Here is a 15,280-nt window from a genome sequence, read left to right on the forward strand (position 1 = left end):
CAGAATTAATTTTCTTAACGCTCCATTTTCCTATGTCGTTATTAGTGAACAAAAAATCACTAAGCATCCGTGAAAATTTATAGGAAATCAAAAGAACATTAGAATAAAACTCTATCCTCTCTTCTCAATTCTTCCAGATACTTACTCTTATCATCCCTGTAGAAAAGATTCATCGTCTCAAAAGGAATCAGTTTTAAATCTTTATTTACAATGTGCACGCAGGATTTCTTTACGGCGCGAACATCAAAATCGTGCGCATCCATAAAATTCATAATGATGATCCTGAAAAGATTATCATAATCGAGGTTCGGGGCCGAAACTTCAGGAAGACAGCACAGCAGCTGGTTTACCTTCGGTTTCACTTTATCCACCGAGATTCCGGTGCTGAAAATATCCAGAAGCTGCATCTGTAGCCCTGTATCCTGCTCATATACAATGGTGTTTCTCGTTTCATTATTCAGGAGATCAGCGGGATTAATATATCTTGTTAAAGGAATCGTTTCTCCTTCAAGTTTCAGAATGTATCCCATCGCCAGAGCATCCGGATTACACGGAACCGGAATAATATCATCCGAATTGAGAAGCGGAAACTGGTTCAGGATTTCCTGCCTTACTTCGGTCAGTGTTATCTTTTCATGCGCAGAATCTTCACGGTTTCTTCCTGCAATTTCGACAGGCTGAAAAGTAATTCCGCGGACACATTTCTGCTTTAAAGCAAAATCAATAATCTTTCCGATCTCGTCAATGTTTTTTCCTTTTTGAAGCACAATAACGAGCGTTGTAGAAAGATTCAAAGCATTTAATTTCTCCAGGGCTTTCATCCTGATATCCGTGAGGTCTTTTCCTCTGAAATCTTCAAGAACTTCCGGTTTAAAGGAATCAAACTGAAGATAAATCTCAAATTCCGGAGCGTAAGTCGCCAGCCTTTCTGCAAAACCTGGGTCATTAGCAATCCGTACGCCATTGGTATTCAACATTAAATGCTTGATCGGCTTCGACTTGGCAATATCCATGATCTTAAAGAACTCGGGATGTATCGTAGGTTCTCCTCCACTGATCTGTACGACATCCGGCTCGCCTTCATTTTTAACGATGATATCAAACATGGCTTCTATTTCTTCCAGGCTTCTGTGACTTCCGTAATGGGGCGAAGACATCGCATAACAGGTCGGACAGGTGAGATTGCAACGGTCGGTAACTTCCACAATGGAGAGGCAGCTATGTTGCTCATGGTCGACGCATAAACCGCAGTCATAAGGACATCCGTATTCTACATCCGTTCCGAAATGGACAGGCATTTCCGAAGCTTTATTATAGTTTCTGATATTTTTATAATACTGTACATCAGAAGCAATTTTCGTTTTGAAAAATCCATGATCGGGACATCTTTTCGTCATGAAAACCGCTTCGTCTTCAATAATAATCTTTGCGCCCACTCTTTTCAGGCATTCCGGGCAAAGGCTTATGGTATAATCGTAATACGTATAGTTTCTTACTGGCATAATTAATTTTTTACATTCCTCCACAAACAAAACCACTGATAAGTCCGCAAACAAGCATAGATATCAAAACGGTTCTCCAAAACTGTCCTCTTGAAAATTTTCTTTTATTATCCCATTCGTAAATAATTTGTACAATAGCTGCTACAAACATTGAGATAACAAAAAGTACAATTAACACAATGCCAATTATAAATACAAACAATCCGGTGAGATCTCCAACTTCAAGTAATGTTAGCAGTTTCATGAGTAATATTTAAAGTGAATTTACAACTTTTGTTTCTTTGAGTTTAAAGAAATAATAAAAAATCACGCCGACACAAACCAGCTGTATTGTTCCAAGTCCTGCCACAATATCTACTTTAGGTTTGATAAAATCCAGCATAAATCTAAAACTAAAGTAACTGATCATAAAAAGCTGAAATACAAAACCAGAAGGAAATGTATCTTTTTTTCTGAATCCCTTTTAAAATAATCCAAAGTGTAATGAGAAAAGCAATTTCATATAAAGCAACGGGATGCCTTAGATACTGATCTCCCAGATGCATTCCAAAAATGGAATCTGTAGGAAGACCGTAGGTTTCTTCGTAAATCCCTGTAAGGAAACAACCGACTCTTCCGATGATCATTGCCAGAATTAATGGAAAAACAATTAAGTCTCCGGTACTTTCTTTATGCCCTGCAATTTTCTTTGCCCATTCAACTCCTATAAGACCAAATGCCAGACCTCCGACAATCGTATTATTGGTCCAAATTCTTTTTAAACTGAAATTTCCAAAAAGTATATATGGATTTTCGAGATTGCCTATTAATTTAGACCCTATCAAAGCTCCTGCAGTTGCTCCTATTAAAATTGCTGCAGAAGTATTGAAAGACATTTTTTCACTTGCTTTTCTTTTTAAATAAAAATAATAACGCATACCTATAAAAATTCCAACCGTTTCAAAAAGCGGATGTGCCAGAATAGTTTTACCGAAAATATGAAAGGTTACGGGGAAATCCATGGTTTCAAATGTATTGCTTTTTAAAAACATTTGCAGAAGTTATTCTTACTTTTCATGCCTGAATTCTCTGTCTGATCTCAAAATAGGGTACTGATCATCCCTTAATACTTCGTAAACGAGCCTTTTTGCCTGAAAATCCAGTCTTTTAGATTCAATGTTGAGCCCTTTTGCTTCGTCATCCACTCTTTTTGTCTGGTTTTTCAACCTATTAGGTTCATCGACGAGCCTTTTTGCATCAACATTCACCCTTTATGCTTCGTTTTTCAATCTTTGAGGTTCATCAACGAGCCTTTTTGCCTCGTCCTAAAAGTTGGGCAGCCTCTTTTTTCTATCAGAAATGGACAAAAATAATTTTTATGCTCCAGAGGAGCAATAGCTGTGTAGCAGAAAAACAATACAATATCGCAAGCACGCCGTAGGTGTGCTATGATAAGATAGAACTCCTATGGAGTTCCGGTACAAGATGCGATATTGATCTACACAGATATTGCTCCGAAGGAGCAAATCCTACGCTATGTTATAAAGTACTTATGGTAAAATAGGGGTAATTTTGAGATTTACAATCAATCTTTTTCCTTATTTTTATTCAATAATATCCAAATTATGAGAATAGAAAATGATATAAAGCTGGGTTTTAAAGATGTAATGTTCCGTCCGAAACGTTCTACTTTGAAATCCCGTTCAGAGGTTGATCTGGAAAGGGAATTTACCTTCAGACACACCCTGAAAAAATGGAGCGGCATACCGGTCATTGCCGCCAATATGGATACCGTCGGAACTTTTGAAATGGCCGTGGAGCTTGCCAAAGAAAAGATTATTACTGCCATTCATAAGCATTATACCCCTGAAGAATGGTCTCAGTTTCTGGATTCGCAACCCGAAAGCATCCATCAGTATATTGCTTTAAGCACCGGCACCGGGAAATCGGATGAAGAAAAAATAAGAACCATTCTTGAAAAACATCCGAAAATAGAGTTTCTCTGTATTGACGTAGCCAATGGGTATTCAGAACATTTTGTGCAATTTGTGAAGAAAGCAAGGACCAATTTCCCTGATAAAATCATTATTGCCGGAAATGTAGTGACGGGAGAAATGGTGGAAGAGCTTCTTCTCGTGGGAGCAGATATCATTAAAGTAGGCATCGGGCCGGGCTCCGTTTGTACGACCCGCATAAAAACAGGTGTAGGATATCCCCAGCTTTCGGCCATTATTGAATGTGCCGATGCCGCACATGGACTAAAAGGCCATATCATTGCAGATGGCGGCTGTAAAGTTCCGGGAGATGTGGCGAAAGCTTTTGGTGGTGGCGCCGACTTTGTGATGCTGGGAGGAATGTTTGCCGGACATGATGAGAGCGGCGGCGAGATCGTAGAGGAAAACGGCAAGAAATACCGTCTTTTTTTATGGAATGAGTTCAAAAACAGCTATGGAAAAGCATTCCGGAGGTGTTGCGGAATACAGAGCCTCTGAAGGAAAAACCGTAAAGGTTACTTACAAAGGTCCGGTTTCCGAAACGGTAAAGGATATTCTCGGCGGCGTGCGGTCTACCTGTACGTATGTGGGCGCTTCTACTTTGAAAGAACTTTCTAAAAGGACGACTTTTATCAGGGTTCAGGAGCAGGAAAATCAGGTTTTTAAAGATTGATTTCTATATAAATTCTTTTTATAAATGTCCTTTTTTCTTAAGACCAAAGAACCAAATTAAAGTATGGAACTTAGTTACATAAACAACAAAATCCGCCCATATCAGGCGGATTTTGTTAGTTTTATTTAATGGTATTTTAAGTTAATAAACCTCCATCAACGTTAAGGGTCTGGCCTGTCACATAAGAAGCCATTTCACTTCCTAAGAATACGCAGGCATTGGCAATATCTCTTGTCTGACCAAGCCTTTTCATAGGAATGGCCTCATTCCATTTTTCTTTTGCCTTGTCATCAAGGGCGTCTGTCATTTCAGTCTGGATGAATCCCGGAGCGATGGCGTTGCAACGGATATTTCTTGAACCTAATTCAAGGGCTACAGACTTTGTAAAACCAATAACTCCGGCTTTGGAAGCCGCATAATTGGCCTGCCCTGCATTTCCGCTGATTCCTACTACTGAAGTCATATTGATGATAGATCCTTCTCTAGCTTTCATCATTGGTTTGATTACCGCTTTAGTAAGGTTGAATACAGAATCCAGGTTTACGTTGATTACTTTATCCCAGTCTTCTTTCGACATTCTCAGAAGCAGGTTGTCTCTGGTGATTCCCGCATTGTTGATGAGAATATCAATTTTTCCGAATTCTTTCATAACTTCGTCTACCAATGTCTGAGCCGCATCGAAATCTGATGCGTCAGATTGATATCCTTTAATTTGAGTTACAGAACTTAAAGTGGTTTCTAATTCCTTGGCTTTATCAACAGATCCGGCATAAGTGAAAGCAATTTTTGCTCCCTGCTGAGCGTACATTTCAGCGATTCCTTTTCCGATTCCTCTTGTAGCTCCCGTTATTAGCGCTACTTTTCCTTCTAATAGTTTCATATTTATGACAATTGTTTTCTTTATAACTTACTAGCCTTTTGAAAGTTGACTAATATACATTATTTAATTTTACAGAAATAAAACAGTGCGCAAAGATATTACAAAATGTTATTCATTGCATTTTAAATCATAGTTTTAGCAAAATTTTATGCCTTTTAATCAGCCAATTTTCTAATCCATAAAATTACGGTCTTTCTGCTCAGTAAAATAGATATATTGCGTTTCTTTTCCCCTGATGAGCTTTATTCCTTTTTTATCCTGTATAAATTTATCAAAAACAACTTCCGCTAAAGGTTCATTTTGATGATTGCTAACCCCGAATTTATTATCTTTTTTAATGACAAATTCATTGGCTCCGGGAAAAGTAATAATGTCATCATAAATGAACGGAACGACTTCTTTTCCCTCTTCATCCAATATTCCGTAGAAATTGTCGATGTTTTTGCCGACGAGCATCGGATACATTTCAAAAGGTTTGATTTCTTTGAAACCTTTCAATTCCACATATTGCCCGTCTTTAGGGGAGAATTTGTAGTAAATATCTTCTTTGCTTAAGATAAGAGTATTGGGAAATATTTTTTCAATCTCATAATCTTCTTTTAAAATACTTTTTAAATTTTTATCTAAAATCTGTTCATCATCATTTTTCCGTAGATACAGATACTTTTCTCCGTGCATGCTAAGGCCTTCTACCCTGTCATATTCTTTCGGAAAAACAACTTCACCTGATAAGCGTACCACTGCTGCTTTGGGATTGTTCTGGTCCTGTGATGTTTTAAATAAACCATTAAAGAGCGGATTTACATAATGATAATCAAGATCATATACTTTCCCTTCTTTCTTTGAAAAAATACTTACTTTGTCATCTTTTGTGAGATAAATATATTCCCGCCCCACAAAAGCCTGATCATAGATTTCATCAGCAATTACACTTTCTTTGTCATTAATAATTCCGTAGGTATTTTTTGCGGTATCGAGTGTCACGAGAAATGGAAACGCATTGATATTATCGACGTTATGATTGGAAATGGTCGTTAAAGTTTTACCATTATTGTCAATAATTTCACCTGATTTGTCACCGGTTACGATATAAGTTCTCCCTTTGTAAAAGCGGAGATCAGTCGTAAACTCCCTGTCTGAAATCTGTCTTCCATCGAAATCATAAATCAGCCAGACTCCGTTCTTTTTAACAAAAAATCTGTTCTCACTCCCAAATTCTATTTTATCTGAAAAAGGAATAATCTGCTTCCCGTTAAAGTCATATACACATTCTTTTCCCTGTTTTGTATAGATCAGGCGGTCTTTATTTTCCCATGTCCTGAATTTGAAGTTATCCAGCGGAATGAGTTCTTTCCCTGTTTCATCAATGACTGCGGTTTTTCCGTTTGAATTTCCTGCTTTTACCTTCAGGATGAAACGGTCTTTCCAGATCCGTGAAATTTCGCTTTTAAAAGAAGAGTTAAAAGTAATAGTCCCTAAAGAATCTACAATTCCGGCTTTCCCGGTTTTGACATCAGTGAGCATTCCGTAACCTTTTGAATAAGAACGTATTTCTTTGCCCAGCTTTTTAGTTAAAAGTATCTGTTTATACTGATCCGTCTGTCCGAGGCAAACCGACGAAAACAGTACGAAAATTAATTTTTTCAATTAAATGGAATTATTTACGATGAGTACGATCTCACCTTTTAAGGTTTTGCTTTTTGAAAATTCAATGAGTTCAAGAATTGTTCCGCGTTTCGTTTCTTCGAATTTTTTTGAAATTTCGCGACTGAGACTGATTTTAGTTTCTTCCCCGAAAAATTCTTTGATCTGTTCTAATGTTGTGTTGATTTTATGTGGACTTTCGTAGATAACGATGGTTTTTTTCTCTTCGGCAAGCTGCTTCAGCTTAGTTTGTCTCCCTTTTTTTTGGGGAAGAAATCCTGCGAAAAGAAATTCGTTATTCGGTAAGCCGGAAACTACTAAAGCCGGAACAAATGCTGTTGCTCCCGGCAGGCAAATCATATCAATCTGATGATCGGCACCTGCTTTTGCAAGAAGATAACCAGGATCCGAAATTCCCGGAGTTCCGGCATCGGTAATAATAGCAATATTCTGTCCGCTTTTAAGATCAGTAATTACTTTTTCCGTTGCCTGATGTTCATTATGGAGATGATAAGATTTTAACGGCTTGGAAATCTCGAAATGCTTCAGAAGAATCCCGGAAGTTCTTGTATCTTCACATAGTATGTAATCTACCTCTTTCAGCACATTTACCGCTCTGTAGGTCATATCTTCAAGGTTCCCGATCGGTGTGGGAACAAAATATAGAATTCCGCTCAAAATTTAAGTTATAAAAATTTGTTTTCTACCAATATCCAGAGTCTTTGGGCATATTCATCCACTTTATTCCATTTTTTAGAATAATAAAGATCGCTCAGGTACTCTTTTGCCTCTTCTAATGTTCTGAAACTGTTGAGATTATTTACCGTTTCATTAAGTTCAGACTGACTTCCGCCGAAAAGTGTTTTTGTGAAAGCAATACGATCATTCAAATCCAGCTTAAATTCCGGTTTTTTCTTTTCTGCTTCCATAAAGTCGGTCGGTATGTTGGTTTTTAAAATGCCGCCTTTATCTGCTTTTTTCTCCACTGCTTTTTCTACCGGTACATCTCTTTCCAGATGATCATCGTCAAAAAGTGACTGAACAGTTTTTAAGCCTTTGATATGGGCTAATTTTATCTTTTTCTCGTGATGATAAGCATCAAGATTCTCAAAACTTTCATCAGATGCCGGTTTATCTTTTTCTTTTTCCGGAACAGGTCTGTCGATATCAACGATTTTGCGTCTGTCGTTGATTTCAGCAAGAACGGTCTGCTCCTGTATTTCCTCGGCTACCGCTTCATGCTTGATTTCCGTTAAAATACTTTCCACATTCGATGTATCAGTAGGCATTTCTCCGTTTTCAACCGTCATTCCGGTAACCGTAAAATGATCTTCAGTTTCCTCAATTAATAGTTCTTCTTCTAAAGTTTCCGTATCAAAAATACTGGGAATTCTTTCGGTGATCTCCGGACTGTTTCCAGTTTTCACTTCATTCTCAAAATGATGACGAATATTCTCCTGTTCTTCGGTATTATTTAAATCTGCCTGATCATCAGAAACTTCGTTCTCAAATTCATCGATTTCGTTTAGTTGATTATTAAAAATAGCCTCTTCTTCAGTATGTTCGTTGCTGAACATATCCTCATCGATATCGTCATCATTTTCAGGTTCTGAATTGGCTAAAATTCTTTCTTCATCTACAAAATTTAAGATATCATCTGATTCATTAGAAATTTCATTTTCATCAATTTCTTCCATTTGCTCAGTGAATACATCTTCAGTTTTTTCAACAGCAGCAAAATTTTCATTGTCAGAAATTTCTGGTTCAGGATTTTCTTCAACAAAATTAACTAATGTTTCGTGAAGCTCACCTTCCACAATTTCATTCAGCTGATTATTGAAGATTGCTTCTTCTTCAGTAACCTGATCAGATGAAGGGTATTTTTCATTTTCCCCGATCTCGTTGAGCCTGTTATTGAAAATAACTTCTTCTTCCTCTATTATATTTTCTGTTTCACTATACTGGATAGAGGAAATTTTTTCTTGATTTTCCTGAGATGGCGAAAAATTTTCAGTTCCAAAATACTCTATATTTTTTTCAAGCAATCGTAAAAACGAGATCCTGTTGGCAAGCTCATCTACAAGATCCTGCTTGGAAAGTAACTCGTCTACATTGCTTATTTTATCCAGAATAGCGATCATATTCTTGGATTCAAAAAAAATCTTTTCCTTTAAATCTTGGATGTTTTGCATATAAGAATCTTGTTAAAAAATTGCTTACTTTTGATGTTAAAAATATACGGCTAATTTAACAAATGTTTTTAGAAAATACAATTAATCATTCCAAACAAAGTGGTTGGATGGAAGTTATTTGTGGCTCGATGTTTTCCGGTAAAACCGAAGAGTTGATCAGAAGGCTGAGGAGGGCAGAAATGGCGGGGCAGAATGTGGAAATTTTCAAACCAAAACTGGATACACGATATTCTGATGAAGATGTGATTTCTCATAATCAGAATAAAATCCGAAGTACACCGGTAGAAAATCCCAATGAAATACTTTTATTGGCTTCCTATTGTGATGTGGTGGGAATTGATGAAGCACAGTTTTTCGATGAAGGCATTGTAGATGTAGCGAACCAATTAGCCAACAGCGGAATCCGGGTTGTAATTGCCGGTTTGGATATGGACTTTTTAGGAAGGCCTTTCGGGCCGATGCCGAATCTCATGGCAACTGCAGAATATGTAACCAAGGTACACGCCATCTGTAGAAGAACAGGAAATCTGGCTAATTATTCGATGAGAACTTCCGAGGGAAAAGATCTCGTAGAACTCGGAGAAACAGAATCTTATGATGCTGTGAGCCGAAAGGTTTTTGTGGATGAAGTTTTAAACAAAAAATAATTAATATCAAAATTATTAGTAATTTTACTCAAAATATAATAGTAAAAACTATCAGAAAATGATATTGGAAATTAAAAATTATATAAAAATCAGCAATTCGATTGATGAGATCTTGAAAAATTCACCTTTCAAGCTGAAATATATCATAGAAAAGAGCGGTATTTCCGAGCCTACTTTTTTCCGGAAGATGAAAGAGAAAAAGTTTCTTCCGGAAGAATTACTGAGAATTGCAGAGATTATTGAACCTGAAAATTCTTTTTTACAATCATTAGAAGATGCTGAAAATGACTTTAAAAATGGGATTTATCATTCTCATGAAGATGTTATGAAAATTTCTGAAGAACGATTTCTGAAAAAATATGGAAATAAGGTGGTCTAGATTTGCTCTTCAGGATTTGGAACAGATTGAAGATTATATAGGAAACAGATTTACCTATAAAGAATATCAGAATTTTATAAATATCCTTAATCATAAATTAGGATTAATCATTGATAAAAAAAGTAATTTTTCAGAAGCTTGAAAAATTTCCTGATTATAATAAACTCTTAATTGCGGAACAAACAACTCTGATCTACGGATTAGAATCAGAACATCTGAAAATATTACGATTGTATAATAATTATCATGATGAAGACAAAAAAATTCATAATAGACGATTTATAAATGAATTACAACGCAGAAGATATCGCAAAAATCACCGGCGCTAAAGTTATTGGAGATAAAAACCAGATAATCAAAAATATAGCGTTTGACAGCAGGATTATTTATTCTACCAAAAATACTGCATTTATCGCCATCAATACCCAGAAAAATTCAGGAGAAAAGTTTATTGAAGCTGCTATTGACCGGGGAATTGAGGTGATCATTTGTGAACATTATGATGCTCAATACGAAAATATTACATGGATTATTGTTGATGATTCTGTGGAATTTCTACAGAGACTTGCCCGATATCACTTTGAAAATTCTCATATAAAATCAATCGGAATTACAGGAAGTAATGGTAAAACTATTTTAAAAGAATGGCTCTATCAATGTCTTTGGAATGAATTTTCAACCGTAAAAAGCCCTAAAAGTTTTAATTCTCAGATTGGTCTTCCACTATCTTTGCTTCAAATTAATAAGTCTCACGAGTTGGGAATTTTTGAAGTAGGAATTTCAAAACCTGATGAAATGGAAAGGCTGGAAAATATTTTCCATCCGCAGATTGGTTTACTGACTCATATCGGATCTGCACATCTTGCCAATTTCAAATCAGAAGAAGAGTTGATTGATGAAAAAATCAAGCTTTTCAAAGATTCTGAATTCATCATTTACAATGGAGATAATATATTGGTTGACAAAAAAATAAAGGTTTTATATTCAAGTAAAAAATTAATTTCTTACGGTTTTAAACAAGATAATCAGGTTTATTTTAAAAGTAATATTTCAAAAGAAGAAAATGTTGTTGTTCAATATTTCGGTGAAGAAATTTCTTTTCCTGTTCATCAGAGAGATGAAGCTACTTTAACAAATGCCTTAGCCCTTCTAACCGTTTTAAAGGAACTAGGACTCGAAAACGAAAAGATTGTCGAAAAAATCAATGCATTAAAGGCGGTTGAAATGAGGCTTGAAGCTATTGAAGGAATTAAAAATAATATTATCATTAATGATTCTTTTAACCTTGATTTGGATTCTTTAAAAACAGCTTTACAATTTTTAAATGAATATAATAAGCCTAAAAAAATCCCTTGTTCTTACGGATATTCTGGGAGTAAATTCGAATTCAGAAGAGCTTTATCATGAAGTTTCGGAACTTGTAAATGAGCAGAAATTTGATTTTGTATTTCTGATCGGCCATGTAATATCAAAATATAGTGAATTATTTAAATCTAAAACTTTCACTTTCATTAATACTCAGGAATTAATTGACAGTAAACATCTTACAGAAATTGAAAATCAGATTATATTATTGAAAGGTGCGAGAAAATTTGAGATTGAAAAGCTTAAAGATATTCTTGAACTGAGAAAACATGATACGGTACTTGAAATTAATCTTAATGCAATTCTTCACAATATTAACTTTCATAAATCTTTACTGAAACCAACAACCAAAATGATGGCCATGGTCAAGGCAAATGCTTATGGTCTGGGAAGTTATGAAGTTTCAGAATTTTTACAACATCATCATATTGATTATCTGGGCGTTGCTTTTGCTGACGAAGGTGTTGAGCTTCGTAAGAAAGGTATTACAGTGCCAATCGTAGTTATGAATCCGGAACAGCACAGCTATGAAACTATCATTGCCTATAATCTTGAACCGGAAATTTACAGTTTCAGGGTACTGGAACTATTTTATCAGGCTGTACAAAAATCAGGTTATGATAAAAAATATCCGATCCATATCAAACTGGAAACCGGAATGCATCGTCTTGGTTTTAAAGATTTTGAACTCAAAGAACTAAACCAGACTTTACATCATAAAAACCTGAAAGTTCAGAGTATTTTCAGTCATCTTTCTTCTTCCGATGTTCCTTCAGAAAAAAAATTTACCTTACAACAACTTGAAATTTTTGATAAGAATTCAAATTATCTGATAGAAAATTTAGGTTACACTCCTATCCGTCATATCCTGAACTCATCCGGAATCACAAGTTATACGAATCACCAGTATGATATGGTAAGAATCGGGATCGGAATGCTAGGAGAATCACCGAATAGTGAAATACAAAAACAGCTGCGTTCTGTAGTTAGTTTTAAAACAGTCATCTCCCAAATATCTATAGTAGAAAACGGAGAATCAGTAGGCTATAGCAGAAAATTCAAAACTGATCATCCCACAAAAATTGCTACAATTCCTGTAGGATATGCCGATGGTATCCCCAGACTGATCGGAAATAAGGTTGGAAACGTAGGAATACATAAAACCCTTGCACCTATTGTTGGAAATATATGTATGGATATGATGATGATTAATGTAGATGAAATTTCAAATGTAAAAGAAGGTGATACGGTAACTGTATTCAACGCAAAGCCAACATTAAAAGAATTTGCAGATTACTGCAAAACCATCACATACGAAGTATTAACCTCCATTTCACCGCGGGTGAAACGGATTTATGTAAAAGATTAACAAATGAGAAAATTCCTGATCCTTTTATTGGTATTTCATCTGTTTTTGATACAATCACAGGTAAAGAAAAATCTGGTAATTCCGAAAAATCCAAAAATAGGATTATCACTTGCCGGTGGCGGAGCTAAAGGATTTTCTCATGTCGGTGTACTTAAAGTGCTGGATTCGTTAGGAGTAAAGGTAGATTATATCGCAGGAACAAGCATGGGAGCCATTGTAGGAGGTTTGTATGCTTCAGGATATTCCGGTAAAGAGATCGAAAAAATCGTCATGGATACAGATTTTTATTCATTAATCATGGATCCTAAAGCTACGAGACAGGAAACCACTTTCTTTAATAAATCTGTCGACAAATATCTGCTTTCCATTCCTTTAAAAGATGGAAAAATTTCACTCCCCTCTTCCATAAGTACAGGACAAAAGAACGTTTATCTATTAAAAGAGCTTTTTAAAAATGTTTCTAATATTAATGACTTTTCAAAACTGCCTATTCCATTCATGTGTGTAGCCACCAATCTTGAAAGTGGAAATATGGAAATTTTTGAAAAGGGAGATCTTGTACAGTCTATCATGGCAAGTTCAGCTTTTCCTTCATTAATGGATCCTGTAAAAATTGGCGACAGTATTTATATAGATGGTGCAATGACCGTCAATTATCCTTCAAAACCCTTAAAAGATAAGGGAATCGACATTGTAATCGGAGTCGACCTTAACCAGGATCTATCTAAACGGGAAGATTTGGGAAACATCATCTCTATCCTGAACCAGGTGATTGATTTTGGTATTAAAAAAGATACCAGAAGACAGTATAAATACACCGATATTAATATAAAGCCCGATTTAAAAGGGATGACCGCAACAAGCTACGATGAAAAGAAAAAAATTCTTGACAGCGGGTATGCAGAAGGTCTTAAATATTCACAGATATTGGATGAGCTTCCCAAACGCCCATTCGACCGTCTCAGACAGCGTATAAATCCAATATATTCAAATGTCTATAAGATAGACAGCCTTTCGATAGAAGGAGGCAAAATTTACGGTAAAAACTACGTTCTCGGAAAGATGGGTCTACGACTTCCTTCTATGCAGACTTATGGAAGTATTAACAAGAGGATCGACAAGCTTGTTGCTACCAATAATTATAAATTTATTAATTACGATATTGTATCAGAAAATGATGCTAATTATCTCAAATTATATGTCACTGAGGATAATGCCCGCCATTTCCTGAAATTCGGATTACATTATGATGAAATTTTCAAAACGGGGCTTCTCCTTAACTATTCTGCAAAGCGCCTTTTATTTAAAAATTCTAATTTATCTCTTGATGTTGTCATTGGTGATAAACCCAGATATTATTTAAATTATTTTATAGATAATGGATATATACCCGGATTTGGACTTTATTCTTCCGGAATGCGTTTTAATTTAAAAGACATCAATAATTATGAAATAGATCAATGGACATGGCTCCGAAATGAAGCTTATATACAATCTATCTGGAGAGACAAATTTGCTGTTGGGGCAGGTATCAGCCATGATTATTTCGAAGCTGAAGCCAATGGGAACAATTTACGCATTAACCGTTTTCTGAATCCCTATGTTTTTCTAAAAAGTGATACTCAGAATGACAAAGACTTCCCTACCCGTGGTATTTATATAAGTGCAGAAGGTAAAGTAATCGATCTTATGAAATCGGAAGTTGAAAAAAGACTGGTGCAGGTAAAAGCAGACATCAGAATAAATATTCCGCTCTCAAAGCAATTTTCTTACCGCTTGAATCTTTATGGAGGAATCACGATAGGAGAAAATCTCCCTCAGTTTTATCAATATAAACTGGGTGGAATTTTTGAACAGAACATCATAAATTTCAGAAGCTTTTCAGGCTTTTATTTCGGACAGTTAAGTACAAATAATGTTGCCCTCATTTCCAATGATGTTCAATTTAAATTCAATAAAAATTATTTCATAAGCGGAAACTTTTCTTTTGCCAATTTATCAGATGACATTAGCTTCAGAGATGCTGCCAAATTAAATTACAGCTCCACGGGAATTACCGCAGGATACAGATCACCGTTTGGACAGATTAAAATAAACTTCAGTCACTCACTTAAAAATAATCAAAAAGGCATATTCAGTGTTATTTTAGGACACTGGTTTTAATACAATGATACAATTCTTTTACGAAAACTTACCCGAAACTGTTAATTCAGATTATAAAGCCTGGCTGGAAGATATTATTCTTTCAGAAGGAAAAAAGCTTGGCGAAATCAACTATATATTCTGTGACGACGAATATCTTCTCAAAGTAAATCAGGATTATTTACAGCATGATTACTACACAGACATCATTACTTTCGACTATGTAAAAGGCAGAACCATAAGCGGAGAGATTTTTGTATCTTTGCACCGCATTTCAGACAATGCTTCTACTCTATCCAAAAATTATGAAGAAGAATTGAGAAGAGTATTGGCACATGGCATTCTCCATCTTTCGGGATACAAAGATAAATCCGAAGAAGAGGAACAATTAATGCGAAGCAAAGAAGATTTTTATTTAGCAAAATACAGCAACTGAAATAAAAAAGTGTAATAATTTAATTCTATTTTATTAATTATTTTTCAGAAGCTTGATCCCGCTCTCCGCACTCGCTAT

Annotated in this window: 14 protein-coding genes and 2 pseudogenes; 7 read left to right on the plus strand and 9 right to left on the minus strand. The window is 35.6% G+C overall.

The window, feature by feature from the left end:
* Positions 1-98: 98 nt before the first annotated feature.
* From AAHI02_RS13215 to AAHI02_RS13235, 5 genes are read right to left on the minus strand one after another with little or no spacing between them, the layout of a single operon-like run.
* Positions 99-1,502 carry a radical SAM protein gene (locus AAHI02_RS13215; RefSeq protein ID WP_346983640.1) on the minus strand — a complete coding sequence of 468 codons (1,404 nt, stop codon included), beginning with the start codon at positions 1,500-1,502 and terminating at the stop codon, positions 99-101.
* 10 nt (positions 1,503-1,512) lie between these two features.
* Positions 1,513-1,746, minus strand: a complete 234-nt coding sequence (locus tag AAHI02_RS13220) for a hypothetical protein (protein ID WP_346983641.1) — start codon at positions 1,744-1,746, stop codon at positions 1,513-1,515.
* A gap of 9 nt (positions 1,747-1,755) precedes the next feature.
* Positions 1,756-1,884 (minus strand): hypothetical protein, encoded by a 129-nt coding sequence (locus AAHI02_RS13225; RefSeq protein ID WP_346983642.1) that lies wholly within the window; start codon positions 1,882-1,884, stop codon positions 1,756-1,758.
* Positions 1,885-1,894: 10 nt separating this feature from the next.
* The gene (locus tag AAHI02_RS13230) at positions 1,895-2,533 is read right to left on the minus strand and encodes a prolipoprotein diacylglyceryl transferase family protein (protein WP_346983643.1); all 639 of its coding nucleotides are present in this window, start codon (positions 2,531-2,533) and stop codon (positions 1,895-1,897) included.
* Positions 2,534-2,548: 15 nt separating this feature from the next.
* Positions 2,549-2,749: a hypothetical protein gene (locus AAHI02_RS13235; RefSeq protein WP_346983644.1), complete on the minus strand. Its 201-nt coding sequence runs from the start codon at positions 2,747-2,749 to the stop codon at positions 2,549-2,551.
* A 357-nt stretch (positions 2,750-3,106) separates the two neighbouring features.
* On the opposite strand from AAHI02_RS13235, the pseudogene AAHI02_RS13240 reads away from it, so the two are divergent.
* Positions 3,107-4,148: pseudogene (locus tag AAHI02_RS13240) on the plus strand (GMP reductase).
* A gap of 136 nt (positions 4,149-4,284) precedes the next feature.
* Here AAHI02_RS13240 and fabG read toward each other — a convergent pair.
* The 4 genes from fabG to AAHI02_RS13260 form a co-directional block, all read right to left on the minus strand.
* Entirely contained in the window at positions 4,285-5,028 is a 744-nt protein-coding gene (gene fabG / locus AAHI02_RS13245) for a 3-oxoacyl-[acyl-carrier-protein] reductase (RefSeq protein WP_346983645.1), read from the minus strand.
* A gap of 171 nt (positions 5,029-5,199) precedes the next feature.
* Positions 5,200-6,675 carry a WG repeat-containing protein gene (locus AAHI02_RS13250; protein WP_346983646.1) on the minus strand — a complete coding sequence of 492 codons (1,476 nt, stop codon included), beginning with the start codon at positions 6,673-6,675 and terminating at the stop codon, positions 5,200-5,202.
* A complete protein-coding gene (gene rsmI / locus AAHI02_RS13255) occupies positions 6,676-7,350 on the minus strand; it encodes a 16S rRNA (cytidine(1402)-2'-O)-methyltransferase (RefSeq protein ID WP_346983647.1) in 675 nt (224 codons plus the stop codon).
* An 8-nt stretch (positions 7,351-7,358) separates the two neighbouring features.
* Positions 7,359-8,864 (minus strand): hypothetical protein, encoded by a 1,506-nt coding sequence (locus AAHI02_RS13260; protein ID WP_346983648.1) that lies wholly within the window; start codon positions 8,862-8,864, stop codon positions 7,359-7,361.
* Between the two features lie 62 nt (positions 8,865-8,926).
* On the opposite strand from AAHI02_RS13260, the gene AAHI02_RS13265 reads away from it, so the two are divergent.
* From AAHI02_RS13265 to ybeY, 6 genes and pseudogenes are all read left to right on the plus strand, one after another.
* Entirely contained in the window at positions 8,927-9,511 is a 585-nt protein-coding gene (locus AAHI02_RS13265) for a thymidine kinase (RefSeq protein WP_346983649.1), read from the plus strand.
* A gap of 58 nt (positions 9,512-9,569) precedes the next feature.
* Entirely contained in the window at positions 9,570-9,890 is a 321-nt protein-coding gene (locus tag AAHI02_RS13270) for a hypothetical protein (RefSeq protein ID WP_346983650.1), read from the plus strand.
* Entirely contained in the window at positions 9,871-10,032 is a 162-nt protein-coding gene (locus AAHI02_RS13275) for a type II toxin-antitoxin system RelE/ParE family toxin (protein WP_346983651.1), read from the plus strand. The genes AAHI02_RS13270 and AAHI02_RS13275 overlap by 20 nt, the downstream gene beginning before the upstream one ends.
* A 143-nt stretch (positions 10,033-10,175) precedes the next feature.
* Positions 10,176-12,624, plus strand: a pseudogene (locus AAHI02_RS13280) (bifunctional UDP-N-acetylmuramoyl-tripeptide:D-alanyl-D-alanine ligase/alanine racemase).
* Between the two features lie 3 nt (positions 12,625-12,627).
* Positions 12,628-14,787 carry a patatin-like phospholipase family protein gene (locus AAHI02_RS13285; protein WP_346983652.1) on the plus strand — a complete coding sequence of 720 codons (2,160 nt, stop codon included), beginning with the start codon at positions 12,628-12,630 and terminating at the stop codon, positions 14,785-14,787.
* A 4-nt stretch (positions 14,788-14,791) separates the two neighbouring features.
* A complete protein-coding gene (gene ybeY, locus AAHI02_RS13290; RefSeq protein WP_346983653.1) occupies positions 14,792-15,202 on the plus strand; it encodes an rRNA maturation RNase YbeY in 411 nt (136 codons plus the stop codon).
* Positions 15,203-15,280 lie beyond the last annotated feature (78 nt).

This window comes from Chryseobacterium sp. POE27, assembly GCF_039727685.1.
Lineage (GTDB): Bacteria > Bacteroidota > Bacteroidia > Flavobacteriales > Weeksellaceae > Chryseobacterium.

Coding starts and splice junctions, on each gene's coding strand:
- AAHI02_RS13275 (WP_346983651.1), top strand. CDS start 9,871: ATGGAAATAAGGTGGTCTAGATTTGCTCTTCAGGATTTGGAACAGATT.
- AAHI02_RS13265 (WP_346983649.1), top strand. CDS start 8,927: ATGTTTTTAGAAAATACAATTAATCATTCCAAACAAAGTGGTTGGATG.
- ybeY (WP_346983653.1), top strand. CDS start 14,792: ATGATACAATTCTTTTACGAAAACTTACCCGAAACTGTTAATTCAGAT.
- AAHI02_RS13260 (WP_346983648.1), bottom strand. CDS start 8,864: ATGCAAAACATCCAAGATTTAAAGGAAAAGATTTTTTTTGAATCCAAG.
- fabG (WP_346983645.1), bottom strand. CDS start 5,028: ATGAAACTATTAGAAGGAAAAGTAGCGCTAATAACGGGAGCTACAAGA.
- AAHI02_RS13285 (WP_346983652.1), top strand. CDS start 12,628: ATGAGAAAATTCCTGATCCTTTTATTGGTATTTCATCTGTTTTTGATA.
- AAHI02_RS13270 (WP_346983650.1), top strand. CDS start 9,570: ATGATATTGGAAATTAAAAATTATATAAAAATCAGCAATTCGATTGAT.
- AAHI02_RS13230 (WP_346983643.1), bottom strand. CDS start 2,533: ATGTTTTTAAAAAGCAATACATTTGAAACCATGGATTTCCCCGTAACC.
- AAHI02_RS13215 (WP_346983640.1), bottom strand. CDS start 1,502: ATGCCAGTAAGAAACTATACGTATTACGATTATACCATAAGCCTTTGC.
- AAHI02_RS13225 (WP_346983642.1), bottom strand. CDS start 1,884: ATGCTGGATTTTATCAAACCTAAAGTAGATATTGTGGCAGGACTTGGA.
- AAHI02_RS13220 (WP_346983641.1), bottom strand. CDS start 1,746: ATGAAACTGCTAACATTACTTGAAGTTGGAGATCTCACCGGATTGTTT.